Source organism: Erythrobacter sp. R86502 (assembly GCF_042466465.1).
Taxonomy (GTDB): domain Bacteria; phylum Pseudomonadota; class Alphaproteobacteria; order Sphingomonadales; family Sphingomonadaceae; genus Erythrobacter.
In genome coordinates, this window is sequence record NZ_JAXHCJ010000001.1 from 2,229,234 (window position 1) to 2,253,692 (window position 24,459).

Here is a 24,459-nt window from a genome sequence, read left to right on the forward strand (position 1 = left end):
CTACTCTGCAGCCTGAACCCCAAACAGCCCCATCTCGGCCGCCTCAGCCCCGTCCTCGTTCACGGCCTTGGCCTTCTGCCGCTTGTCAAACGACGACCACACGGTGTTCCAGTCGCCCCGCGTCGCGCCCTTCGAATACTCCGTCGCGCGGGTTTCGAAGAAGTTGGCGTGCTCCACCCCGTTGAGCAGCGGCGCGAGCCACGGCAGCGGGTGTTCTTCGATCATGTAGATTTCCTGCAGGCCCAGCTGCTTCAGGCGCCAGTCGGCGATGTAGCGGATGTAGCGCTTGATTTCCTTGGCGCTCATCCCGTTGATCGGGCCCATTTCGAAGGCGAGGTCGATGAAGTTGTCTTCCAGACGCACGGTCTTCTGGCAGATGTCGATCAGGTCTTCCTTCACCGCCTTGGTAAGGCACTGGCGTTCCTCACAGAAGGTGTGGAACAGCTTGATGATGCCTTCGCAGTGCAGACTTTCGTCGCGCACCGACCAGCTGACGATCTGGCCCATGCCCTTCATCTTGTTGAAGCGCGGGAAGTTCATCAGCATCGCGAAGCTGGCGAACAGCTGCAGCCCTTCGGTGAAGCCGCCGAACACCGCGAGCGTGCGGGCGATATCCTCGTCGCTTTCGACGTTGAAGGTCTGCAGGAAATCGTGCTTGTCCTTCATTTCCTCATATTCGAGGAAGGCGCTGTATTCGCTTTCGGGCATGCCGATGGTGTCGAGCAGGTGCGAATAGGCCGCGATGTGCACCGTTTCCATGTTGGAGAACGCGGCGAGCATCATCTTGACTTCGGTGGGCTTGAACACCCGGCCGTAGTTTTCGTGATAGCAGTTCTGCACTTCGACATCGGCCTGGGTGAAGAAGCGGAAGATCTGCGTGAGCAGGTTACGCTCGTTCTCGGTGATCTTCTGCGCCCAGTCGCGGCAATCTTCGCCCAGCGGCACTTCTTCGGGCATCCAGTGGATCTGCTGCTGGCGTTTCCAGAAGTCATAGGCCCAAGGGTACTGGAAGGGCTTGTAGGTCGAGCGGGCTTCGAGAAGCGACATGGGCGGGTCTCCTGGAACAGATCGGAAAATGGCAGGTACGGAGCGCGAAGGCTCCCGGATTCACAGCGTCGTTACGGCGCGTAGGCGAAGACGACGAACAGGCAGAAAGGGGCAAGCATCGATACCATCGCGACGTGGATCATCGCTGCATTGCGCGAATGGCCCGGCACGTTGCGGCGCAGTTCGCGCACCGCGTTGAAGGCGAACACCGCGCTGACGATCAGCCCGAAGATGGCCATGGCAAACGGCAGATTCATGATGTCTCGTCCCCTGTCTTCATTTTTTCGGGACAGAGCGCAGCGCCGGGCAATGCCGGCCCGCTGCGCTCTGGTGCCGGGCGCTTACTGGCAGCTCAGGCATTCCTCGTAATCGGTCTCGGCGGTGAGTTCGATCTTGGCGAGTTCGGAGGTGTTGTCCGCCTCCACCCCGCCGACGAAGCCGGCGCGCTGCACAGACTTGGACCGCAGGTAATACAGCGACTTGATGCCGCGTTCCCACGCCTGGTAGTGCAGCATCATCAGATCCCACTTGTCGACATCGGCCGGGATGAACAGGTTCAGCGACTGTGCCTGATCGATATAGGGCGTGCGGTCGGCGGCGAATTCGAGCAGCCAGCGCTGATCGATTTCAAAGCTGGTCTTGTAGACCGCCTTTTCTTCCGGCGTCAGGAAGTCGAGGTGCTGCACCGATCCGCCGCGTTCGAGGATCGAATTCCAGACATTGGTCGAATTCTTCGACTTCTTCTCCAGCAGCTTTTCCAGATACGGATTGCGCACGATGAAGCTGCCCGACAGCGTCTTGTGGGTGTAGATATTGGCCGGGATCGGTTCGATGCAAGCCGATGTGCCGCCGCAGATAATGCTGATCGACGCGGTTGGCGCGATCGCCATCTTGCAGCTGAACCGCTCCATCGCGCCCATATCGGCGGCATCGGGGCAGGGCCCGCGTTCCTGTGCGAGCAGCATCGAGGCTTCGGATGCCTTGGCCTGGATGTGCTTGAACATCGTAAGGTTCAGCGCCTTGGCCATCGCGCTTTCAAAGGCGATGCCCTTTTGCTGCAGGAAGGAGTGGAATCCCATCACGCCAAGGCCCACGCTGCGTTCGCGTTCGGCCGAATACTTGGCGCGCGCCATCTCGTCGGGTGCGCGGTCGATATAGTCCTGCAGGACGTTGTCGAGGAAGCGCATCACGTCTTCGATGAACTGCTTGTCGCCCTTCCACTCTTCCCAGGTTTCGAGGTTGAGCGAGGAGAGGCAGCACACCGCGGTGCGATCATTGCCCAGATGGTCTACGCCGGTGGGCAGCGTGATTTCGCTGCACAGGTTCGAAGTCGAAACCTTCAGCCCCAGATCGCGGTGATGCTTGGGCATCATGCGGTTCACGGTGTCGTTGAAGACGATGTAGGGTTCACCCGTGGCCAGCCGCGTTTCGACGAGCTTCTGGAACAGCGAGCGCGCATCGACCGTCTGGCGCACGCTCCCATCGCGGGGTGAGCGCAGCTGGAATTCGGCGCCATCGCGCACGGCTTCCATGAATTCATCGGTCAAGAGCACGCCGTGGTGCAGGTTCAGCGCCTTGCGGTTGAAATCGCCGCTGGGCTTGCGGATTTCGAGGAACTCCTCGATTTCCGGATGGCTGACATCGAGATAGCACGCCGCCGATCCGCGCCGCAGCGAGCCTTGCGAAATCGCCAGCGTCAGCGAATCCATCACGCGCACGAACGGAATGATCCCGCTGGTCTTGCCGTTGAGGCCGACAGGCTCCCCGATGCCGCGGACATTGCCCCAATAGGTGCCGATCCCGCCGCCCTTGCTGGCGAGCCACACGTTTTCATTCCAGGTGTCGACAATCCCTTCGAGGCTGTCGGATACCGAGTTCAGGTAACACGAAATCGGCAGGCCCCGGTTGGTGCCGCCGTTCGACAGCACCGGGGTGGCGGGCATGAACCACAGGTTCGAAATGTAGGCGTACAGCCGCTGCGCATGTGCATCATCATCGGCGTAGGCATCGGCCACGCGGGCGAACAGATCCTGATAGCTTTCGCCGGGCAGCAGATAGCGGTCGTTCAGCGTTTCCTTGCCGAAATCGGTCAGGCGCGCATCGCGGCTGGAATCGGTGACGATGGTGAAACGGCGGTCGTTGACCTTCTTGCTGTCCACAGCAGCCGACTTGGCAACTTCGGCCATGGCACCGGCCAGTGCCTCACCCGCCTTGGCGGCAATCAGCACGTCGGAGCCTGCATCGGTTGTCTTCATTGTCACTGCTTTCTCATCCTTCGCGGACGGCGCGGCGATCGTGCCGGCGTCCAGTTCGTTCGTCACGTCGCTATTCACCACATCACCCGGCACGTTGTCGCTCGCCTTGAAATCCATCTGAAGCCCCACTTGTCCGCCGAATCAGCACCAGGGCGCAAGGGGCCATGTTCTGATTCTGTTCTATACCGGTTGGTCCACAGATTTGCCAACAGCCCACCCTGTTATTGGACGTGCTGGCAGGTCTGCCGAACCCATTCGCAATGCGCAGCAGACCTTGGGGCCAAGGCAAATCTTCTGCCATCTGCCCTCTAGAGGGCGGCGGAGGTTTCACCAAGGCTTGGGGGTCCGATTAGCACCGAACCACTAGATGATGAATCACCACGCGACTCCCGTCAACGGGCGTTTAAGCACTTAGTTACCATCGCCGCCGGGTTTCAGGCGCCCGTTTCTACCGCGACGCGTGGACCAAGCTTGAGTCGCGCGGCCCGCAACCCCCAAATTGAATCTGTGAAGAAAAAAATAAGCGCTGATTCATTCGAATCCACGCGTGAATCTTTTGCACACGCAAAGCTGCGATTGTTGCGCGTGTGGCCGGGTGGGCCGTGCAGGCAGGCTCAGGCCTGTTCGAAGGCCTCAAGCGCGGTTCCGGCAGCCAGCCAGCGTTGTTCGGCCTCTGCCAGCGAATCGGCGGCCCGTGCGCGCTTGGTCAGCAACGCCTGCATGGCACTTCCGCCTTGCCCGCCGGATCTGGCGGAAAGCGCAAGGATTTCCCGGTCGAAGGCGTCCACTTCCGCAGTGAGGCGGGCGATCGCGGTTTCCGCCTTGCCAAGTTCCGATTGCGCCGCACGCAGATCGGCACCCGAATTGGCGGCGCCGCGTTGTCCCTTGCCCTTCCCGGCATTGCCCTTGGGCTGGTTCCGGCCGAGGATGAAGTCGATGTAATCCTCCATACTGCCGGCATATTCGCGCGCGGTGCCGCTATCGACGAGGATGAGGCGATCGGCGGTCAGTTCGACCATGTGGCGATCGTGGCTGATGAGGATTACCGCGCCGGTGTAATTGTTGAGCGCCTGAATCAGCGCCTCTCGCGCATCGACATCAAGGTGGTTGGTCGGTTCGTCCAGGATCAGCAGGTGCGGCGCGTCGCGGGTAATCAGTGCCAGCGCCAGCCGCGCGCGTTCACCGCCCGAAAGCTTGTCGACGCGCTGGTTGGCCCGCGGGCCGGAAAAGCCGAAACGTCCCAGTTGGGCACGGATCGCCCCTGCGGTCTGCCCTTCCATGGCGCGGTTCATCAGATCGAGCGGGGTTTCCTCCCCCGCCAGTTCTTCCACCTGATACTGGGTGAAATACCCGACCTTCAGTTTGCCGGGCGCGTTGATCTCCCCCTCGGCAGGGGTCAGCTGCGAGGCAAGCAGGCGCGCCAGCGTTGTCTTGCCATTGCCATTGCGGCCCAGCAGCGCGATCCGGTCATCGGCATCGATGCGGAAACTCAAACGCTTCAGGATCGGCGGCGCCTCGCCGTAACCCACCGCCGCATGATCCAATGTAATCATCGGCGATTTGAGTTCGGCGGGATCGGGAAAATCGAAGGTCAGCGAAGGGTCTTCGGCCAGCGCCGCAATCGGCTGCATCTTGGCAAGCATCTTGGCACGCGATTGCGCCTGCTTGGCGGTAGACGCGCGCGCCGAGTTGCGGGCAACGTAATCCTGAAGCCGCGCGCGCTGCGCATCCTGCGATGCCTTGGCCGCCGCAATCTGCGCGGCGCGTTCGGCGCGCTGTTTTTCAAAGGCGTCATACCCGCCCGGATACAGCGTCAACTGCCCGCCCTGCAGGTGCAGGATGTGATCGACCACCTTGTTCAGCAGGTCGCGTTCATGGCTGATGACGACCAGCGTGGCGGGGTAGGATTTGAGGAAGTTTTCCAGCCACAGCGTCGCTTCCAGATCGAGGTGGTTCGAAGGCTCGTCCAGCAGCAGGATATCGGGTTCGGAAAACAGCAACGCACCCAGCGCGATTCGCATTTTCCAGCCGCCCGAAAAGCTGTCGACGGGGCGTTGCTGCATCTCATCGTCAAAGCCCAGACCGTTCAGGATCTTGGCGGCGCGTGCAGGCGCCGAATAGGCGTCGATCGCGAGCAGACGCTCGTGAACATCGCCCATGCGGTCCATGTCGGTGCAGGTTTCCAGCTCTGCCAGCAGTTCAGCGCGTTCGGTGGCCGAAGCCAGCACAACCTCTTCCGGCGTCATGCTGCCGCTGGGGGCTTCCTGCGCAATGTAGCCGATCTTGGCGCGCGAAGGCTTGCTGATTTCGCCGTCGTCAGGCTCGATCTCGCCGATCAGCGCCTTCATCAGCGTGGATTTGCCCGCGCCATTGCGACCGATCAGCCCGACGCGCGCGCCCACCGGCACGGTTGCGCTGGCGCGTTCAAGAATGGCCCGGCCGCCAAGCCGCACTGTGACACCGTCGATTGTAAGCATGGGCGCGCCCTTAACAGGCTATCGGGCGCGTCCCAATGAAAATCACCCGCCGCGCGCGTGGGCCGCGATTTCGCCGGCGATGCGCGGGATCAGCGGGATGGGCAGATCATGGCCCCAACCGGGAATCGTCACCAACCGGCTGCCGGAAATGTGCTTCGCGGTGTCCTCGCCCGCTTCCAGCTTGACCAGCGGATCGGCCTCGCCATGCATCACCAGCGTCGGCACGCGCACATCGGCAAGGCGCGAACGGCGGCAGCCATCGTCGATGATCGCGGCCAGCTGGCGCGGCAGGCCTGCGGGATAGACGCTGCGGCGGATGCTGCGCAGCACCCGTTCGCGCTGCGCTTCGGGATCGAAGGGGAAACCGGGGCTGCCGATGTTCTTCACGATGTTCAGCCCATGCGCGACCACCGTGTCTTCATCCAGACTGGCGAGCGGCGCGATCAGCGCGTCCATCGCATGCTTTTCGGCCTGAGGCAGCTTGCCGTTGCCGGTGGTCGACATGATCGATGTCATGGTGAGCAGGCGTTCGGGGTGGTGGATCGCCATCAGCTGCACGATCATGCCCCCCATCGATGCGCCCACTACGTGCGCCTTTTCTATGCCGAGCGCGGTGAGCAGTCCGATCCCGTCATCGGCCATGTCTTTCAACGTGTAGGGCACCTTGGCGGGGAAGCCGATCTTCTTGCGCAAGACCTGCACCGGCAGACTGGGCGCGCGGGCGCCTTCCATCTTCTGCGACAGTCCGATGTCGCGGTTATCATAGCGAATCACCCGGAACCCGTCGCCCGCCAGCGCCGCCACCAATTCATCGGGCCACAGCGTCATTTGCGCGCCAAGACCCATCACCAGCAGGATCACATCGGCATCAGGATTGGCCCCGTGCGGAAGCGTGTCTTCGTAGAAAAGTTCGATGCCGGTGTTGGGAGTGGTAACGGTGGGCATGGGCGGTTGATCCTCTTAGGCCCGGCCGGTCACTTCCATTCGGGTCCGGATATATCGAAGCCGCGCAACGCCAATTGGTCAAGCACCCCGCCGCTTTCTGCCAACACCCGCAATGGCACAACGGCGAGCGTCGTGCCGCTGGCGGTGCTGGCCTCAGCAATGTTATCGACCCATATGGTCCTGAGTTCGCTTCCCAAAGTGTCGTCCGCCCAGGGCCAGCACTGGCCCAGCGCGTTTTCCAGCGGGTTCGCCATCACGCCCGGAATATCATAGCGGCGCCAGTCGGCAGCGCGCTTTTCGACCGTGGCGGGGCCGGCCTCCACCGCGTCCATCGCGGAGGTCAGACAGGGGATGTGCGCTTGCGGCGGCGCATCGGCGAGATTGTCGATGATATCCTCACCCCGCAGCGTCGCGGCGCGGGTGGTGGGCACCTTGGCCTTGTCGGCGGCCTTGCGCACGACATCGGAGGGTTCATCGGCAGTGTCGCGGTTGAAGCGCAGCTGTTTGCGCAGCATTTCGAACGAGGTGAGCAGGAAGGACTGGCGCGTGTAGTCTTCCTTGTGCGCCGCGGCCAGCGCCGACAGCCGCGCCCATTGGTCCGGCGTCAGATACTGGCTGGCTTCGGTCTTGTCGGGCAGCTTGGTGAACTTCGATCCGCTGAAGATCAGCCGCAGCACATCGCCCGGCGACACCTTGGGCTTCGCGCCGAGGATCACGCGGTCCGCCTGCCGGGTAGCCTCCTCCAGCCGCGCCGGCTCCCAGGGCGTGCTTTTCGGAATTGCGCGGATTTCGCCGACGAGGATGACGGTGCCGGTGGGGGTGTCGATCGTCCACATCGGCGCGCCCGAACGCTGCGCTGTGACGACGATGGCGTTTCCGCTTTCGTTCGGCGCGGGCTCCTGCGCGGCAAGGGGGGCGGCCAGTGCGCCAAGACTTAGAAAAGGCAGAAAGGTCTTCATCACGGCGCCCCTCGGAAAAAACTGATGGTGCCTTAGCGCACGGCAGATGAACCCCCACCGAACTTGCCCGTTCCCGCCCGATGGCGAGGCTAAGGCACCAGCACCGTATCCCGCGGCTCATCCGCCAGCTCGGGATAATCGAGCGTGTAGTGCAAACCGCGGCTCTCCTTGCGGTGAAGCGCAGACTTCACGATCAGTTCTGCCGATTGCAGCAGATTGCGCAGTTCGATCAGGTCGGTCGTCACCCGGAACGCACCGTAGTAATCCTCGACCTCGCGCTTCAGCAGATCGATCCGGCTGGCGGCGCGTTCGAGGCGCTTGGTGGTGCGCACAATGCCGACATAGTTCCACATGAAGCGGCGGATTTCGGTCCAGTTCTGTTTGATGACGACCTCTTCATCAGAGTCGGTCACGCGGCTTTCGTCCCACGGCAGGATCGCAGGCGGCGCTTCCAGCGTATCCCAGCGCGCCAGAATGTCCTGCGCCGCCGCCTCGCCGAACACGAAGCATTCGAGCAAGGAATTCGATGCCAGGCGGTTTGCACCATGCAGCCCGCTTTCGGTGCATTCGCCCGCCGCCCACAGGCCGGGAATATCGGTGCGCGCAGCCAAGTCCACCACCACGCCGCCGCAGGTGTAATGCTGCGCAGGCACCACCGGGATCGGCTGCGTTGTCATGTCGATATCCAGACCCATAAGCTTGTCATGGATCATCGGGAAGTGTTCCTTCACAAAGGCGGCAGGCTGGTGGCTGATGTCGAGATGCACGTAATCGAGCCCGAAACGCTTGATCTCCGCATCGATCGCACGGGCAACCACATCGCGGGGGGCCAGCTCCATGCGCTCCGGATCGTAGAAGGTCATGAACCGCTTGCCGGTGCGCGGATTGATGAGATGCCCGCCTTCGCCGCGCACGGCTTCGGTGATGAGGAAGTTCTTGGTTTCCAGATGATAGAGGCAGGTCGGGTGGAACTGCATCATCTCCATGTTGGAAACGCGCGCGCCCGCGCGCCAGGCCATCGCGATGCCATCGCCGGTCGCGCCGCGCGGCGCGGTGGAGAACTGGTAGACACGCCCTGCCCCGCCTGTGGCGAGGATGGTGGCACGGCCGACGTGGCGTTCGACGCGACCTGTGGCCTCGTCCAGCGCATAAACGCCCCAAACGCGGCCCGCGGCGGAAAATTGTTCGGCGTGGCGGTCGGTAATGAAGTCGATGCAGGTGCGCCCCGGCAAAAGCGTGATGTTGGGGTGATCTTCGGCCGCCTTCAATAGCGCCGATTGCACCGCCCAGCCGGTGGCATCGTCGACATGGACGATACGGCGATGCGAATGGCCGCCTTCGCGGGTCAGGTGGAGCGAATCCGCATCGCGGTTGAAGGGCACACCCAATTCGCACAACCGATCGATCGATTGCGGCGCCCGCTCGATCACGAATTCGACCGTAGCCAGATCATTGAGGCCCGCCCCTGCCACCATCGTATCGCGCACGTGGTTTTCGAAGGTATCGCCCGTATCCAGCACCGCAGCGATGCCGCCCTGCGCCCATGCGGTTGATCCGCCAGTCAGCGATCCCTTCGCCAACACCAGCACGCGGCGCGTTTCCGCCAGCGCCAGCGCCGCGGTAAGACCTGCCGCGCCCGAACCGATCACCACAACATCGTGATGAAGTGCATCCTGCTCCGTCGTGCTGCCGTGCGGTTGCAAAAGATTGTCTGTCGCCATGCCATTGCCATGCCGTGCAAAAGTTTGATCGGCAAGCGCGATGCTGATCGCCAACCGGCTGCAAGCCGGGCGATCGCCATAGTCTCCCATCACCATGAGCGTGTCGTGCGACGGTACGCCGAATGACACATTCAGGCGCTATATGCTGCGGCTATTATCCTAGGTTGCAGCGCAGCAAAGTGCTATTGTGCGGTGCCGCACGATTTTTTGCCAAAGCTGAGCGGCTGTGGGTCGCAGTATCGGTTTTTTCTCGCACTCTTTCTGCAGTGGAGCGTTCCGTACTCATGTCGGTTTTTTCAGCTATCGGATGCATCCTGAACATGCACGCCCCCCTGCGCCGCGAGGTCGAATGGAGCGGGCGCGGATATGTCGGGCAATGTCGTCATTGCGGGGCTGCGATCGAACGACGGGGGCGGCGCAAATGGCGCAAGCGTTCCGGCCAAAGCGCCTGACGCCAGCAGGCCATCGGCAGAGCGTGGTGGCCCGTGTCAGGCCTTCGCCGCGGTCAGCTGGACGAACACATCTTCAAGGTCGGCTTCGCGGGTGGTGACGTCTTCGACAGTCAGCCCCTGGGCCTGAAGAATAGCCAGCACCTGACCGGCGCTGAGATTGTCCTTGTCATAGGTTACTTCCACACCCCTGGCGCCGTCCCATTGCACGCGCACAAAGGCATCGTGCTGTGGCGCAGCGGTCAGATCGGCGGCGGTGGTGATCGCCACGATCTTCTCGCGGGCCATGTCCAGCAATTCGCGCGTGGGCTTGTTCGCGATCAATGCCCCGTGATTGATGATCGCGATGCGGTCACACAGTTCTTCGGCTTCTTCGAGATAGTGGGTGGTGAGCACCACGGTCACACCATCACGGTTCAATTCGCTCACCAGCTCCCACAGCTGGCGGCGCAGATCGACATCGACCCCGGCGGTGGGTTCGTCCAGAACAAGGATCGGCGGGGAATGCACCATGGCCTTGGCGACCAGCAACCGCCGCTTCATCCCGCCCGACAGCGTGCGCGCATAGGCGTTGCGCTTGTCGCTGAGCCGCACCGCTTCCAGCAACGCCTCGCTACGCCGCAGGGCTGCGGCGACGCCGTAGAACCCGGCCTGATTTTCCAGCACTTCGAACGGCGTGAAGAACGGATCGAACACGATTTCCTGCGGGACGATTCCGATCGAACGACTGGCGTTGCGCCGATCGCGGTCAATATCGAACCCCCAGATTTCGGCAGAGCCGCTGGTCTTGTTCACCAGACCTGCAAGAATGTTGATCAGCGTCGATTTGCCCGCGCCATTGGGGCCAAGCAGGCCGAATATCGACCCCTGCGGCACATCGAAGCTGACCCCGCCCAAGGCGAGCTTGCCTTCGGTGATGGTGCCATTGGCCCCTTTGGCGGGCGCATAGCGTTTGACCAGATTGTCGATACGGATGGCGGGCTGGGAAGACATGCCGTTCCGCCTAGGCAAAGCGGTGCGCAAAGGCAATTGAACTCGGGCGCGGCGGACTGTATCGGCATGCGTCATGAACATTCCTCCTCCCGAAGTCCTGCTGGTCGATGCGCCGCGCGTATCCTGCGACGGGGCCAGCGGCATCCGCACCCGTGCCGGTTATCGCCCGGCGGCGCTGGGCCATCCGCGGGTCTTTCTTGAAATCGACGAACACGGATATGTCGATTGCGGCTATTGCGACCGCCGCTTCGTATTGCGCGGCGGCCCGGCCGATGGCGCGGATCAGGCTGCCCTGCCCGATATTTCGTCAGCCGCCAGCACCGCGCACTCCTGATCCCGTGCATGGCGCTCAGCGCGGGTTAAGGCGCGGTCTGCTATCTGGGCCTTAACCCGTTCATTAAGGATTGCGCCATGCACATCTATCGCCTTGCCATGATCGCTGCCGCGCCCGCGGCAATCGCGGGCCTGTGGTTGAGCCCGCTCGCCGCGCAAGAGGGCGCCGGTTCGCCAACGAACGCAACCGAAGGCGAACGGCAGCTTGCTAAGATGCTTGATGGGCGCGTCGCCGGAGAGCCGGTGCGATGCATCCGTGCTTTTGCGAATGGCCGGATGACCACCATCAATGGCACCGCCTATGTCTTTGGTTCGGGCAACACCATCTACGTCCAGCGCACACGCGATCCGCAGCAGATCGACGAAGATGACGCTTTGGTCAGCATCCGGACAGGCGGAACCGAGCTATGCCGCCTTGACCAGATGCGCGCAGTCAATCGCCTCACGGGCTTTTTCACAGGCGCTGTCTTCTTTGAAGATTTCGTGCCTTACACCCGGCGCGAATCGGATGAGGTGGAAGGCTGAGCCGGAAGGTTGACCGGCACGCCAAAGGTATCCCGATCGTATCCTGTTTGCGTTTCGATAGGGGACGCGCAGGCTGGCTGACCTGTCCGTCCAAAACTGTGGCACGGTGTTTCATCGCTACCACTCGCCGGTAGCAGATTGATCTGATCGGTCGCAAAGTCGGACAGGACCTGTTCGGCGCGGCGATAGGCACTGACTTCGGCATGAAGCGCGCCGAGCGAATCGGCGGCGACCATCGCACCGCGGCGCTTTGCCGGGTTGGCTGGCGGGCGCGGGGTAGCCGGAGCCATTCCGTCAGACGACCGCAGAAAACGCCCTGGGCGCGGCGCAGCGCCCGTTATGGGGGCAGCGCCATCGCGATGATCCTGCGGGGATGATATCGTCCCGCCCTGCCAGCGCCCGAGCATCCAGCCCATAAGCGCGACACACATGATGATCCCGCCCAGCGCCGCCGGGCCCAAGGATATCTCCATCGTCGATACTCCGTCCAAGACATGCCGCCGCCCTCCGAAGCTGACGGTGTCAGGTCAATGCCGACGCAGCCCATCCCCTCCAGAATCGCTTGCGACGCAGCCTTATGGTGCCGCACCACGGCAGCGGAGAGAATGCGGAGATTTACCTAGCGGCGGTGCTTTGGCCGCAGGCTGGAACCGATCCGGCGCTATCCGGCGCGGGCCATAGCCTGCATCCGGGCGATGATCTCTTCGGCTTGCAGCATGATCCGGTCGATCAGTTCCTGACAGGTCGGGATGTCGTGGATCAATCCGGCCACCATGCCGCAGCTCCACGCACCGGCATCCATCGTGCCCTCGGCCATGATCTTGGGATAGACTCCGGCGACTTCGGGCAGGATGTCCTGAATGGTGATGGCATCCCCCAACTCGCGCTCTTTCACCAGCAGGCGTTCGACCGCTTCGTTGGTCAGCACGCGTTCGGTGTTTCTGAGCGGGCGCATCACCAGCCGGGTGTCGAGTTCGCTTGCCGCAAGGATCGCCTGCTTCACATTGTCGTGCACGGGCGCTTCCCTGGTGGCGATGAAGCGGGTGCCCATGTTCATGCCCTGCGCGCCCATCGCGAGGCTTGCGATCAGGCTGCGCCCGTCGGCCATGCCGCCACTTGAAACGAAGGGAATCTCCAGCTCGTCCGCTGCGCGCGGGAGCAGGATGAAGTTGGGAACGTCATCCTCCCCCGGGTGGCCCCCGCATTCGAAGCCATCGACGCTCACCGCATCGCAGCCAATGTCCTGTGCCTTGAGGCTGTGGCGCACGCTGGTGCACTTGTGGATGACCTTGATCCCGGCATCCTTCAGCGGTGGCAGCAGATCGACCGGATTGCGCCCTGCGGTCTCGACCACCTTTACCCCGCCTTCGATCACCGCCTTGACCAGCCCCGGATAGTCGGGCGGGGTCAGCGTGGGCAGGATGGTGAGGTTCACGCCAAAGGGCTTGTCGGTCATGTCCTTGCAGCGCGCAATTTCGTTGGCGAGCTTTTCGGGCGTGCCCTGCGTCAGCCCGGTGATGATCCCGAGGCCCCCCGCGTTCGAAACCGCCGCCGCCATCTCGGCGAACCCGACATAGTGCATCCCCCCCTGAATGATCGGGTGCTGGATGCCGAACATTTCGGTGATGGCTGTTTTCATGGCGCGTGCTCTCCCGTGCAAACCTGTATTTGCCGGGGAGACAAGCCGAGTTTCCGCTGCCGTGCAAGCCTGCTTTTGCAAGAGGCGCAAGCCGTAGCGTCGCTTGCGGTGCCTACAGCGGCGCCGGCCGCGGCTTGGCAAGGGTGAGCATGATTCCCCCCAGAACCAGTCCGCCGCCGGCTATCATGCGCCAGCCCACCGGCTCTGCCAGCCAGACCGCTCCGCCCAAAGCCGCAACCACAGGGGTGGCTAGCTGTACGCTCGCCACGGTTGCCAATCTCAGGCGCGGGATCACCGTGTACCACACGACATAGCCCAGCCCCGATGTGATTGCCCCGCTGATCGCCGCCAGCAGGGCGCCGTTCCGCGATGCAGCCAGCAGGTGCCCGGCCGCACTTGCATCCCACCACACCAACGGCAGCATCAGCGGCGCGGCGAGCAGAAAGCTGCGGGCGGTGCGTCCGGCTGGATCATCGCGGCTGCGGCCCAACAGCGTATAAGCGCCCCATGCCGCCCCGGCGGCCCCCATCAATCCTGCGGCCAGGGGGTCGAACGCCGTTCCGCCCGGTGCGAGCAGAACCACAAGCCCGGCCATGGCGGCAGCGATCCCTGCCCAACCGGTGCGCGTCAGCGCCTCTCCGCGGGCATGCCCTACGAGCAGGATGGTCGCCTGAACCGCCGCGAACAGGATCAGTGCCCCCGTGCCTGCGTCGAGCGTGCGATAGGCAAAGGAAAATCCGGCGACGTAAATCGCCAGAGCCAGCGCGCCCGACCAATCGCCGCGCCGGGGCCAGCGCCCGATCACCGGCAAAAGGATGATCGCGCCCGCCGCCAGCCGAATTGCCGAAAAGGCGCCTGCGCCGATCGCCCCCTCTCCCAAGGCGGCGCGGGCAAGCAGTGAATTGCCGGCGAAGGCTGCGATGGCGAGGCTCGCCAAAGCAAGCGTGATGGCCGCGCCGCGCATCAATCACCCGGGGCGGCGGCGCTGCAAATTGGCGCTACGATCGGTCAAACGCCAGCGTGAAGGTGACAGGCACCGCCGGGGTGATCGAGGGCAGTTCGGCCAAGGCGCGCAATTCGCCCAGTTCATCGGTCAGGCCGAACATGTCGGTGGAAATGATGACCGGCGCAGTCGGCACCACGGTTACGCGGTCGGCCGCGATGCGGGTGACAAGCACCTCGGTCTCGACATCGCTCGACACGCCCTTGATCGTGACACTGGCCTTCAGCGGGCGGGTCAGCGACTGGCCCACCGCGAGCCCGGCGAAAGTCGCCGGATCAAGCTGTGCGGTCACCGTCGCCGTCGGATATTCGGCGACCGCGAAGAAGATGTCGCGCATCCGTTCATTGCGGATATCGACCCCGGTGTTGACCGAGGCGAGATCGATGTCGAGGCTGGCCGTGCCATCGGCGGCGATCGTTCCCGTCATGGCATCGAAGCGATTGGCCTCCGCCACTTCGCCCGCCTTGATGCTGACATAGCTGAGGCGCGAACCTGCCGGATCGAGCGTCCAGTTGCCTTCGGTCAGCGGGGCAGCGGAAGCGCCGGCCTCGGGACCATCGCTATCCGGTTCCGCGCACCCAGCAAGACCCAGCGCAAGCGCAGCAACAAGAGCAAGCGGGCGAAGGTTCGTCACAGGCAACACCTCTGAAGCTAGAAACTGCGGGCGCGGAAGATAGGCAATTCGCCCGAGGGCCGGAAGTGGGCGTGCCGCCTCATTCCCATTCGATGGTGCCGGGCGGCTTGCTGGTGTAATCGTAAACCACGCGGTTGATGCCCTTCACTTCATTGACGATGCGTGTCGCCACGCGAGTCAGGAACCCGGCGTCGTAGGGGTAGACATCGGCGGTCATCCCGTCAGTCGAAGTTACAGCGCGCAGCGCGCAGACCGAATCATAAGTGCGATGATCGCCCATCACGCCCACGGTCTTGACCGGGAGCAGGACCGCAAAGGCCTGCCAGATCGCATCATAAAGCCCCGCGTTGCGGATTTCTTCGAGATAGATCGCGTCGGCCTTGCGCAGGATATCGCAGCGTTCCTTGGTGACTTCGCCGGGGATGCGGATGGCAAGGCCGGGGCCGGGGAAGGGGTGACGCCCGACAAAGGCATCGGGAAGGCCCAGCTCGCGGCCCAGATCGCGCACCTCGTCCTTGAATAATTCGCGCAAGGGTTCGACCAGCTGCATGTTCATGCGTTCGGGCAGACCGCCGACATTGTGGTGGCTCTTGATCGTGACGCTCGGCCCGCCGGTGAAGCTGACGCTTTCGATCACGTCGGGATACAGGGTGCCCTGCGCAAGAAAATCAGCGCCGCCGATCTTGCGCGCTTCTTCCTCGAACACGTCGATGAAGGTCTTGCCGATAAACTTGCGCTTGGCTTCCGGGTCGGTGAGGCCCGCAAGGCCGCCAAGGAACTGCTCTTCGACATCCACATGGACCAGCGGGATATTGTAATGGTCGCGGAACAGGGTGACGACCTGTTCGGCCTCGTTCATGCGCATCAGACCGTGGTCGACGAAGACGCAGGTCAGCTGGTCGCCAATCGCTTCGTGGATCAGCACCGCCGCGACCGCCGAATTGACCCCGCCGGAAAGCCCGCAGATCACCCGCCTGTCACCCACCTGCGCGCGGATTTCGGCAATCTTGGTCTTGCGGAATTCGGCCATTGTCCAATCGCCCGCCAGCCCGCAAACATGGCGCACGAAATTGGCGATCAGCTTGCCGCCATCGGGGGTGTGAACCACTTCGGGGTGGAACTGGGTGCCGTAGAACTTGCGCGCTTCGTCCGCGATCACGGCAAAGGGGGCGCCGTCGGATGTGGCGACGATGTCGAAGCCGGGGGCGAACTGCGTGACCTTGTCGCCGTGGCTCATCCACACCTGATGCCGTTCGCCCACGTTCCAAAGACCATCGAACAGCGCACAATCGGCGGTAACAGTCAGGAAGGCGCGGCCAAATTCGCCGCCTTCTCCGGTTTCGTGGCCCGGCCTTACTTCCCCGCCAAGCTGGTGGGTCATCACCTGCTGGCCATAGCAGATACCAAGAATCGGGATTTCTGCATCAAACAGCATCTGGGGGGCGCGCGGGCTGCCATCGTCGGGCACGCTGGCGGGCGATCCGGACAGGATGATCCCCTTGGGCTTCATCCGGTGGAACGCCGCTTCGGCCTGAGTAAAGGGAGCGATTTCGGAATAGACCCCGGCCTCGCGCACCCGCCGCGCAATAAGCTGCGTCACTTGCGACCCGAAATCGACGATCAGGATCGAATCGGAAACAAGGCTGTCCGAAGCGGAGGAATCGCCCGTGGCGGGGCTGGATGGGTGCGCGCTCATGGCGGCGGATTACGAAGCGCGCCGGGCGCTGTCCAGCATCGCTGCGCGAACCATCCGCGATTTTGCAATGCCGCGGACCCGTTGGTCGCACATCTCATCGGCAACTACGGAAAATAGAGCCATTTTTGTTGCATATCTTGCAACAAAAAGTCGCGTTTTCGCATTTGAATTCGATTTCATCGAACACCATTTCGCGATTGAAGCGGTGCTATGCCGGGCCCCTCTCTCCTAACCGGCGCTCTCCACTAGTGGAGCCATCGCTGGGTTGCAGCGCCCGAACGCGGGCCTGCCACCCGCCTGCCTGACAGGCAAACGCGCCGGGAATGCCCCCTATGCCCGCGCTTTGCCTCGTCACTGTCCCGCCTCGCGTGGACATGCAGCCGAAGAGACGCGGCCACCCCTCCCCCCCTGAACCGGTGGCCGCGTCTCGAGCCGCATCTGCGCCATCAATTCCCAGCGGTTGGCTGCCTATTTCGATTGCGGTGTTGAATTATTTTCATTCACTTTGTTGATTGAATATTTCGTTCGGCTTTGTATATGATGTTTCGGCCCGGGCAGTCATCCCTCTCCCCCCCTTTGATTGTCCGGGCTCCCATACAACAACATAACAGGGAACTTGCACCATGCGCATGATCAGCGAAAAGGCTGTCGCCTTGCTGTTTGCCGTCGTCATCAGCGGTACCGCGTTCAACACGTTCATCGTGTAACGCCTCGGCAAACGGCACCGCGCCACCGGCCCAGTCCCTCGGTGGAGGCACTGGGCCGTCTTGTTCAAGGGCGCGCGCTTATTCTACCCCGCCCCGCAACGCGGCTTCATCGCGCAGTTCGGTCTTGAGCAGTTTGCCGATATGGCTGCGTGGCATTTCGCCAATCGGATAAAGCGCCGCCAGCCGCTGGGTCTTTCCCAGCCGCGCATTCACCGCGGCCAGTATGGCATCGCAGTCCGCGCCTGCCTCCTTCAGCACCACGAAACCCACCGGGCTTTCACCCCATTTGCGCGACGGCATCCCGACCACCGCCGCCTCTGACACGCCCGGTTCCCTGCACAATTCGGCCTCCAGATCAGATGGGTAGATATTGAACCCGCCCGAAATGATCATATCCTTGGCGCGGCCCACCAGTTCGACAAAACCATCCGCATCCACCCGCCCGATATCGCCCATCCGCATCCATGCTTCTCCTGTGGCCGGGTCGATCCACTGGGCTTCGGCGGTCTTGTCTGGCCGGTTCTTGTAGCCGCTCATCATCGTCAGGCTGCGGCCGACCATATTTCCCGGCGTCCCAGGCGGCACTTCGCGGTCTTCGTCGTCCAGCACCCTCAATTCGCTTCCCGGTGCAGGGCGGCCGACGGTGTGGAGCTTGTCGGGAAATTCATGGGCCGGCAGCAGGCACACCACGCCGCCTTCGGTCATCGAATAGATTTCGATCAGCCCGCCCGGCATCCGCGAAAGCACCTCGCGCTTGAGTTCCGCCGAAAACGGGGCGGAGGTGCAGTATTTGAGTGCGAGACTGGACAGGTCAAAGTCGCCAAACCCGGCAAAATCCATCAACCGCTGATATTGCACCGGCACCAGCATGGTGATCGTGGTGCGGTCAGCCTGCGCATGTTCGAGCCACCTGGCACAATCGAACTTGCCCATCACCCGCACGCAGCCGCCTGCCAGCAATATCGGCAGGAAGGCGACCATCGTGGTGTTGGAATAGAGCGGGGTCGAGGCGAGCGAGCGTACCTCCATCCCCGCGCCCAGATAGGACAGCGCGGTTGAGGCGAACTGCCGCCAGCGCATCTGATGCGAATGCACGATGCCCTTGGGGATGCCGGTGGTGCCGCTGGAATAGATGATGTTGAACGCGTCCTTCGGCTCGGGGACGAAGACCGGCGCGCGGCTACCGGGGGGCGCCATCCATTGATCGATGCTTTCCAGCGGTACGCGGATCAGATCGGCCATGAAGTCCGGCCCCAGTTCCGCCGCCTTGGCCGCATCGATGAACAGATGGCCTGCACCCGAATCACGCGCCATTCCGGCAAGCTGTTCTGCCGACGCGCTGGTCGTCAGCGGCGCGGCTACTCCGCCAGCGCGCACCGCGGCTAGGAAGACCAGTGCATAATTGACCGTGGACGTGCCCAGGATCGCGATCGATTGCCCGCGCTCAAGCCCGGTTTCCACCAGCCGCGCCGCCAGCCGTTCGACCAGCCCCACAAGTTCAGCCCAGTACACTTCGCGCGTGTCATCGACCAGGGCGAGATCATCGCCCTTGATGCGCGACCATTCCATCAGAATATCGGGAAAGCTGCCAAAGGGTTCGGCAAGGCGGGCGGATGCATCGAAGATTGTCATGGCGGACACTCTATGACGCGATGCGCCGATGTCGAGCCTCAAGTCCCTGCCAGCGCGCCCAGACCAAAAGCCAGCGCAACTCCGATCGCGGTTGCGATCCCGGCAAGATGATGATCTTCGCGGTAGGCTTTGGGGAACACCTCGGTGGCTAGGCTTGCGACAACGGCGCCCGCAGCAAAACACCGGATGGCCGCCAATGCGTGTTCGCTTACACCGACCAGTGCAACGTTTCCTACAAGCGCAGCCGCCGACAGCAGAACCGCTGTCCCCGCCCACAGCAGCATCACCCGATACCTGGGCATCCCTGATGCCGCCATTTCGCGTGCGCTGCCAGCCGCTTCAGGCAGGTTCGACAGCAGGATCGACCCTGCCAAGGCCGCCACTTCAAGCGGCCCGGCACCGATCAGCGCCACGCCCAGCGCCAGATTTTCGGGGATCCCGTCAAGCGTGACGGCGGCCAGCAGACCCCCGCCCGACTTTTCGCCCCACTTTTCGTCGATAAGGTAGTCGGCCGCGGTGAACACGATCGCACCTGCAAGAACACCGGTCATGGCCAGCAGCACCGAGCTGCGCGAAATCGATGGTTCGATCAATTCGCTCACCACCGATAGCAACAAGGCCCCGCCTGCCAGCGCGACCAGAAAGCCTTCGGTCTTGCGTCCCAGACCGAAATAGACCCCCCAGGCCGCGCCGATCAGCAACGCCCCGGAAACCACCCCAACCACGATCAGTGTCATCATCATCGGCGCACAACCTCTGCTGGGCAGAATTGTTGCACCCGCGACTGCCGGAACACTGGTGGAAAAGCGGGTATCGCGGCGCACGCGCAGTTGGGATTCCGCGCGCGAGCGACTATATGATGGTCATGAACGACACCACTTCCAACACCCCCGAAGGTCTTCCCGAAAAAGTTCGCCAGATGGGCGACTATGGCGCTGATTCGATCAAGGTTCTCAAAGGCCTCGACGCGGTGCGCAAGCGCCCTGGCATGTATATCGGCGACACCGACGACGGCAGCGGCCTGCACCACATGGTGTTCGAAGTCAGCGACAACGCCATTGACGAAGCGCTGGCGGGCCATTGCGACCTCGTCCTGATCGAATTGAACCCTGATGGCAGCGTGTCTGTTGAAGACAATGGCCGCGGCATTCCCACCGGGATGCACACCGAAGAAGGCGTGTCGGCGGCCGAAGTCATCATGACCCAGCTTCACGCGGGCGGCAAATTCGAAAACACCTCGGACGATAACGCCTACAAGGTGTCGGGCGGGCTTCACGGTGTGGGCGTGTCGGTGGTGAACGCCCTGTCCGAATGGCTGGAACTGGTGATCTGGCGCGAAGGCAAATCGCATTGGATGCGGTTTGAACATGGCGATGCGGTCGCCCCGCTTGAAGTCACTGGAGATGCGCCTGAAGTTGCGAGCAACGGCGATGACAATGGCCTCAAGAAAGGCACCCGCGTCACCTTCAAGGCCAGCCACGACACCTTCAAGAACGTCACCGATTTCGATTTTGAAAAGCTCGAACACCGATACCGCGAACTGGCCTTCCTCAACTCCGGTGTGCGCATCAAGCTGCGCGACAAGCGGCACGAAGATGTGGTCGAGCATGATCTGTATTACGAAGGCGGGATTGCCGCCTTCGTCAAATACCTTGACCGCAACAAGCAGCCGCTGATCCCCGAACCTATCGCCGTGTCGGCGGAAAAGGACGGTATCGGTATCGACGTCGCGCTGGAATGGAACGATTCCTACTACGAAAACGTGCTGGCCTTCACCAACAATATCCCGCAGCGCGACGGCGGCACGCACCTTGCCGCGTTCCGCGCCGCGTTGACCCGCACCCTGAACAATTACGCCGAACGTTCGGGAATGCTGAAGAAGGAAAAGGTCAGCCTGTCGGGCGAAGACATGCGCGAAGGCCTGACCGCGATCGTCAGCGTCAAGCTGCCCGATCCCAAGTTCTCCAGCCAGACCAAGGACAAGCTGGTCTCCTCCGAAGTGCGCTCACCGCTGGAAGCGTTGATGAGCGAGAAGATGACCGAGTGGCTGGAAGAAAACCCCAACGAAGCCCGCTCGATCATCCAGAAGGTGATCGACGCCGCCGCCGCACGCGAAGCGGCGCGACGTGCCCGCGAAATGAGCCGCAAGGGCGCGATGAGCGTCGCCAGCTTGCCCGGCAAACTGGCCGATTGTCAGGAACGTGATCCGGCCAAGTCCGAGCTGTTCCTGGTCGAAGGCGACTCCGCAGGTGGCTCTGCCAAGCAGGGGCGTGACCGCAAGACGCAGGCGATCTTGCCGCTCAAGGGCAAGATCCTGAACGTCGAACGTGCGCGGTTCGACCGGATCATCTCGTCCAAGGAAGTCGGCACGCTGATCCAGGCGATGGGCACCGGCATTCGCGACGAGTTCAACCTCGACAAGCTGCGCTACCACAAGATCGTCATCATGACCGACGCTGACGTCGACGGCGCGCATATCCGCACGCTGCTGCTGACCTTCTTCCATCGCCAGATGCCCGACATCATTCGCGCAGGCCATCTGTTCATCGCGCAGCCACCGCTGTTCAAGGTGTCGAAGGGCCGTTCGGAAGTCTATCTGAAGGATCAGGCCGCGCTGGACCGCTATCTGGTTGATGCCGGACTTCAGGGCCGCGTGATTGAAACGGCAGAGGGTGCGCGCGGCGGTGATGATCTGCGCGCGCTGGTGGACGGGGCGCTCAGGCTCAAGAACCTGCTCGCTTTTGTGCCGCGCCGTTATGACAGCGGGATCGTCGAACAGATGGCGCTGGTTGGCGCGCTTGAACCCGGGCTTGAAGGCGATGCACTGACCGCTGCATTGGACCGCGCCGCCGGACGATTGGGCGCAGGCGACCGTGAAGCCCGCTGGAGCGCCTATCGGCGCGACGATGGCACCGTCGTGTTCGAACGCCTGTGGCGCGGCGTCAAGGATGTACACGAAATCGAAGCGCGGTTCCTGTCCAGCACCGAAGGACACAAGCTTCACGGTCTTGCCGCTGCGCAAGCCGATGCTTACGCTTCGCCCGTGCGTCTTGTGCGGGCCGGCGACGTCGCTGAAGAGCCCGAAGCCGAGATTGATACCGCCGCCGAGCCTGCCGAAGCCGATCCGCTTGCGGGCGAAGCCGAACAGGTCGCCGCCGCGCCGCCGCAACCGCAGGATGACGGGATCAGCCGGCCCAGCCAGCTGCTCGAAGCGATCTTCGCTGCGGGGCGCAAGGGTCTGGCAATTGCCCGCTACAAGGGCTTGGGCGAAATGAACGCGGAACAATTGTGGGAAACCACGCTTGATCCCGAAGCGCGCGTGCTGCTGCAGGTCAAGGTCGAAGATGCCGACGTGACGGACGAGATTTTCACGCGACTGATGGGCGATATCGTCGAGCCTCGGCGGGAGTTCATTCAGGATAATGCGCTTAACGTGGCCAATCTCGACGTCTAACCTCTCCGAAAGACCCTAATGGCGCATCAGCCCCACCGCACCGATGATTTGCAACAGGCAAGCTTCCTGATCATCCTTGCGGTGGTCACCTTGCTGATGGGTGTGATCGTCTTGCCGTTTTCGCAGCCATTGTTGTGGGCGGCGCTGGCGGCGATCATGTTCCAGCCGCTGTATCGCAATATTTTGCGCAACATGCGGGGGCGGCGTAATCCTGCGGCCGGCGTTGCACTGCTGGTCATCTTTTTTGCAATCATGGTGCCGGCAGCCATGATCGCAACGATGGTGGTCGAACAGGCGATCGTGCTGATCGCGACCTTGCAGCAACAACCCGTCGATCTGGCGGCCATGTTCGAAGCCGTGCATTCCCGACTGCCCAATTTCGCGCGTGAGGCGATGGATCGCAATGGTTGGGCCAATATCAGCATGGTGCAGACCCGGCTGCAGGAATGGCTCAGTGCAAGTGCGGGCATTATCGCGTCCCAAGCGGTGTCGATTGGCAGTGGGGCGCTGGGTGTAGTGCTGTCCTTCGGCGTGGGCCTGTACGTGATGTTCTTCCTGCTGCGCGATGGGGAGCGGATCGGGCGGATCGTGTTGTCGGCGATTCCCCTGGAACGCGAGATCGTGGACCGGCTTGCAGTACGGTTTCTGGGCATCGTGCGCGCCACGATCAAGGGAACCGGCGTGGTGGCGCTGGTGCAGGGTGCGCTGGGCACGATCACGCTGATGATTGCAGGCGTGCCTTCGGCCCTGCTGTTCGGCGTGTTGATGGCAATCTGCGCGTTGGTGCCGGTGATCGGATCGGGCGTGATCTGGCTGCCCGCGGCCGTGTGGTTGCTGGTGGCCGGCGAAACCTGGCAAGGCGTCTTTGTCCTTGCATCAGGTTTCCTTGTCATATCGTCGGCCGACAACGTGCTCCGCCCTATTCTGGTGGGCCGTGACACGGGCATCCCCGACTGGATCATCCTTATCACCACGTTGGGCGGGATCAGCCTGGTCGGCTTTTCCGGCATCGTGCTCGGCCCGCTGGTGGCCGGGCTGTTTCTTGCCAGCTGGTCGATCCTGCGCGAACAGCGGGAGGCGGATTTTGCCCTGGCCGATCTTGGGGCGGAACCGGACGACGGTATCAATATCGATGCATCGGGTCACACCCCCGATAATACTGCCGCGGCGGCCTGAGCGGTGCAGGCGCTTGTCAAACCTGGTTCGCAGGGCGAAGCGATCGGCCGCTTGGTAGTGGCCGGTCTGGTGGTCATCATGTTGCCGGCTCTGCCGTTCGGCACCTATCTGATATATCCCTTCGCGATCCTGACAACGTGGTTTCACGAAATGGGTCACGGGCTCACCGCGATGCTGCTGGGCCAGCACTTTGAACAGCTGGTGATCTTCCCCAACGGATCGGGCGTGGCCGAAAGCCGCATGGCGGGGGACATGTCACGTTTCACCCATGCCGCGATCGCAGCGGGCGGCCCGCTCGCGCCGAGCGCCGTGGGGGCGCTTCTGATTGTCGCCAGCGCGCATGCGCGCGCCTGGCGCCCGGTGCTGTGGCTGTCTGCGGCGGTCATTTTGCTCAGCGTGGCGATCTGGGTGCGTTCGCCTACCGGGTTCTGGGCCTTGCCACTGGTGGCGGCAATCCTGGGGCTGGTTGCATGGCGCGGTTCGCCGGGCTTTGCACGGTTCAGCCTTCAGTTCCTCGGCGTGCTGGGCGCGCTGAGCATGCTGCGCGATTTCAATTACCTGTTCACCGAACAAGGCGTAATCAACGGCCGCGCGATGCTTTCGGACACCGGGCAGATCGAAGCCGCGCTGGGTCTGCCGCACTGGATCTGGGCGGGCCTGATCCTCGCCATTTCGGCCATCATGGTGGGTGCCGCGCTTAAATATGCGCTCGCGCCCAGCCGCCTTCGGCCACCGCCGCGCAAGCTTCCCGCCAATGTCCTGCAATTCAAGCGAGGTCCGCGCCGGTAGCGACCCAAGGCCCGCGCAGGCCGCC

At 62.8% G+C, this 24,459-nt stretch carries 22 protein-coding genes; 6 read left to right on the forward strand and 16 right to left on the reverse strand.

Features of this window, described 5'->3' with window-relative positions; all coding sequences use genetic code 11:
* The 8 genes from SJY33_RS10725 to SJY33_RS10760 all read right to left on the reverse strand — a co-directional run bounded on the left by SJY33_RS10725 (position 1) and on the right by SJY33_RS10760 (position 10,846).
* On the reverse strand, positions 1–1,047 hold the full coding sequence (locus SJY33_RS10725) for a ribonucleotide-diphosphate reductase subunit beta (RefSeq protein ID WP_379922749.1): 1,047 nt from the start codon (positions 1,045–1,047) through the stop codon (positions 1–3).
* 71 nt (positions 1,048–1,118) lie between these two features.
* Complete coding sequence (locus tag SJY33_RS10730; protein ID WP_379922750.1) at positions 1,119–1,304, reverse strand: hypothetical protein; 186 nt, start codon at positions 1,302–1,304, stop codon at positions 1,119–1,121.
* An 84-nt stretch (positions 1,305–1,388) separates the two neighbouring features.
* The gene (locus SJY33_RS10735; RefSeq protein ID WP_379922751.1) at positions 1,389–3,419 is read right to left on the reverse strand and encodes a ribonucleoside-diphosphate reductase subunit alpha; all 2,031 of its coding nucleotides are present in this window, start codon (positions 3,417–3,419) and stop codon (positions 1,389–1,391) included.
* A 497-nt stretch (positions 3,420–3,916) separates the two neighbouring features.
* Complete coding sequence (locus SJY33_RS10740; protein ID WP_379922752.1) at positions 3,917–5,779, reverse strand: ATP-binding cassette domain-containing protein; 1,863 nt, start codon at positions 5,777–5,779, stop codon at positions 3,917–3,919.
* Positions 5,780–5,821: 42 nt separating this feature from the next.
* Complete coding sequence (locus SJY33_RS10745) at positions 5,822–6,724, reverse strand: alpha/beta fold hydrolase (RefSeq protein WP_379922753.1); 903 nt, start codon at positions 6,722–6,724, stop codon at positions 5,822–5,824.
* Positions 6,725–6,753: 29 nt separating this feature from the next.
* Complete coding sequence (locus SJY33_RS10750) at positions 6,754–7,683, reverse strand: TraB/GumN family protein (protein WP_379922754.1); 930 nt, start codon at positions 7,681–7,683, stop codon at positions 6,754–6,756.
* A gap of 89 nt (positions 7,684–7,772) precedes the next feature.
* Positions 7,773–9,404 (reverse strand): L-aspartate oxidase, encoded by a 1,632-nt coding sequence (gene nadB / locus SJY33_RS10755; RefSeq protein ID WP_379923574.1) that lies wholly within the window; start codon positions 9,402–9,404, stop codon positions 7,773–7,775.
* 488 nt (positions 9,405–9,892) lie between these two features.
* A complete protein-coding gene (locus SJY33_RS10760; RefSeq protein ID WP_379922755.1) occupies positions 9,893–10,846 on the reverse strand; it encodes an ABC transporter ATP-binding protein in 954 nt (317 codons plus the stop codon).
* Between the two features lie 73 nt (positions 10,847–10,919).
* Between SJY33_RS10760 and SJY33_RS10765 the strand changes: the two genes are divergently transcribed.
* Together SJY33_RS10765 and SJY33_RS10770 are read left to right on the forward strand one after the other, a co-directional pair.
* Positions 10,920–11,180, forward strand: coding sequence for a zinc-finger domain-containing protein (locus SJY33_RS10765; RefSeq protein WP_379922756.1), 261 nt, complete (start codon positions 10,920–10,922; stop codon positions 11,178–11,180).
* Positions 11,181–11,257: 77 nt separating this feature from the next.
* The gene (locus SJY33_RS10770) at positions 11,258–11,704 is read left to right on the forward strand and encodes a hypothetical protein (RefSeq protein WP_379922757.1); all 447 of its coding nucleotides are present in this window, start codon (positions 11,258–11,260) and stop codon (positions 11,702–11,704) included.
* Here the strand turns inward: SJY33_RS10770 and SJY33_RS10775 are convergent.
* The 5 genes from SJY33_RS10775 to guaA all read right to left on the reverse strand — a co-directional run bounded on the left by SJY33_RS10775 (position 11,668) and on the right by guaA (position 16,676).
* Positions 11,668–12,177: a hypothetical protein gene (locus tag SJY33_RS10775; protein WP_379922758.1), complete on the reverse strand. Its 510-nt coding sequence runs from the start codon at positions 12,175–12,177 to the stop codon at positions 11,668–11,670. The genes SJY33_RS10770 and SJY33_RS10775 overlap by 37 nt on opposite strands.
* Before the next feature lie 188 nt (positions 12,178–12,365).
* Complete coding sequence (locus tag SJY33_RS10780; RefSeq protein ID WP_379922759.1) at positions 12,366–13,484, reverse strand: NAD(P)H-dependent flavin oxidoreductase; 1,119 nt, start codon at positions 13,482–13,484, stop codon at positions 12,366–12,368.
* A complete protein-coding gene (locus tag SJY33_RS10785) occupies positions 13,456–14,307 on the reverse strand; it encodes a DMT family transporter (protein WP_379922760.1) in 852 nt (283 codons plus the stop codon). Before SJY33_RS10785 ends, SJY33_RS10780 begins: the two co-directional genes overlap by 29 nt.
* A 34-nt stretch (positions 14,308–14,341) precedes the next feature.
* On the reverse strand, positions 14,342–14,980 hold the full coding sequence (locus SJY33_RS10790) for a YceI family protein (RefSeq protein WP_379922761.1): 639 nt from the start codon (positions 14,978–14,980) through the stop codon (positions 14,342–14,344).
* A 79-nt stretch (positions 14,981–15,059) separates the two neighbouring features.
* Entirely contained in the window at positions 15,060–16,676 is a 1,617-nt protein-coding gene (guaA, locus tag SJY33_RS10795; RefSeq protein WP_379922762.1) for a glutamine-hydrolyzing GMP synthase, read from the reverse strand.
* On the opposite strand from guaA, the gene SJY33_RS10800 reads away from it, so the two are divergent.
* Positions 16,675–16,908, forward strand: a complete 234-nt coding sequence (locus tag SJY33_RS10800; RefSeq protein WP_379922763.1) for a hypothetical protein — start codon at positions 16,675–16,677, stop codon at positions 16,906–16,908. The genes guaA and SJY33_RS10800 overlap by 2 nt on opposite strands.
* A 264-nt stretch (positions 16,909–17,172) precedes the next feature.
* Here the strand turns inward: SJY33_RS10800 and SJY33_RS10805 are convergent, their stop codons facing one another.
* From SJY33_RS10805 to SJY33_RS10815, 3 genes are all read right to left on the reverse strand, one after another.
* On the reverse strand, positions 17,173–17,376 hold the full coding sequence (locus SJY33_RS10805; protein ID WP_379922764.1) for a hypothetical protein: 204 nt from the start codon (positions 17,374–17,376) through the stop codon (positions 17,173–17,175).
* A gap of 85 nt (positions 17,377–17,461) precedes the next feature.
* The gene (locus SJY33_RS10810) at positions 17,462–19,015 is read right to left on the reverse strand and encodes a class I adenylate-forming enzyme family protein (protein ID WP_379922765.1); all 1,554 of its coding nucleotides are present in this window, start codon (positions 19,013–19,015) and stop codon (positions 17,462–17,464) included.
* Positions 19,016–19,053: 38 nt separating this feature from the next.
* Positions 19,054–19,758, reverse strand: coding sequence for a ZIP family metal transporter (locus SJY33_RS10815; protein ID WP_379922766.1), 705 nt, complete (start codon positions 19,756–19,758; stop codon positions 19,054–19,056).
* A 122-nt stretch (positions 19,759–19,880) separates the two neighbouring features.
* On the opposite strand from SJY33_RS10815, the gene gyrB reads away from it, so the two are divergent.
* Genes gyrB through SJY33_RS10830 form a run of 3 tightly spaced genes read left to right on the forward strand, consistent with a single transcriptional unit; the run spans position 19,881 to position 24,434 of the window.
* On the forward strand, positions 19,881–22,469 hold the full coding sequence (gyrB, locus tag SJY33_RS10820; protein WP_379922767.1) for a DNA topoisomerase (ATP-hydrolyzing) subunit B: 2,589 nt from the start codon (positions 19,881–19,883) through the stop codon (positions 22,467–22,469).
* An 18-nt stretch (positions 22,470–22,487) separates the two neighbouring features.
* On the forward strand, positions 22,488–23,645 hold the full coding sequence (locus SJY33_RS10825) for an AI-2E family transporter (protein ID WP_379922768.1): 1,158 nt from the start codon (positions 22,488–22,490) through the stop codon (positions 23,643–23,645).
* 3 nt (positions 23,646–23,648) lie between these two features.
* Positions 23,649–24,434: a M50 family metallopeptidase gene (locus SJY33_RS10830; RefSeq protein ID WP_379922769.1), complete on the forward strand. Its 786-nt coding sequence runs from the start codon at positions 23,649–23,651 to the stop codon at positions 24,432–24,434.
* Positions 24,435–24,459: the final 25 nt, after the last annotated feature.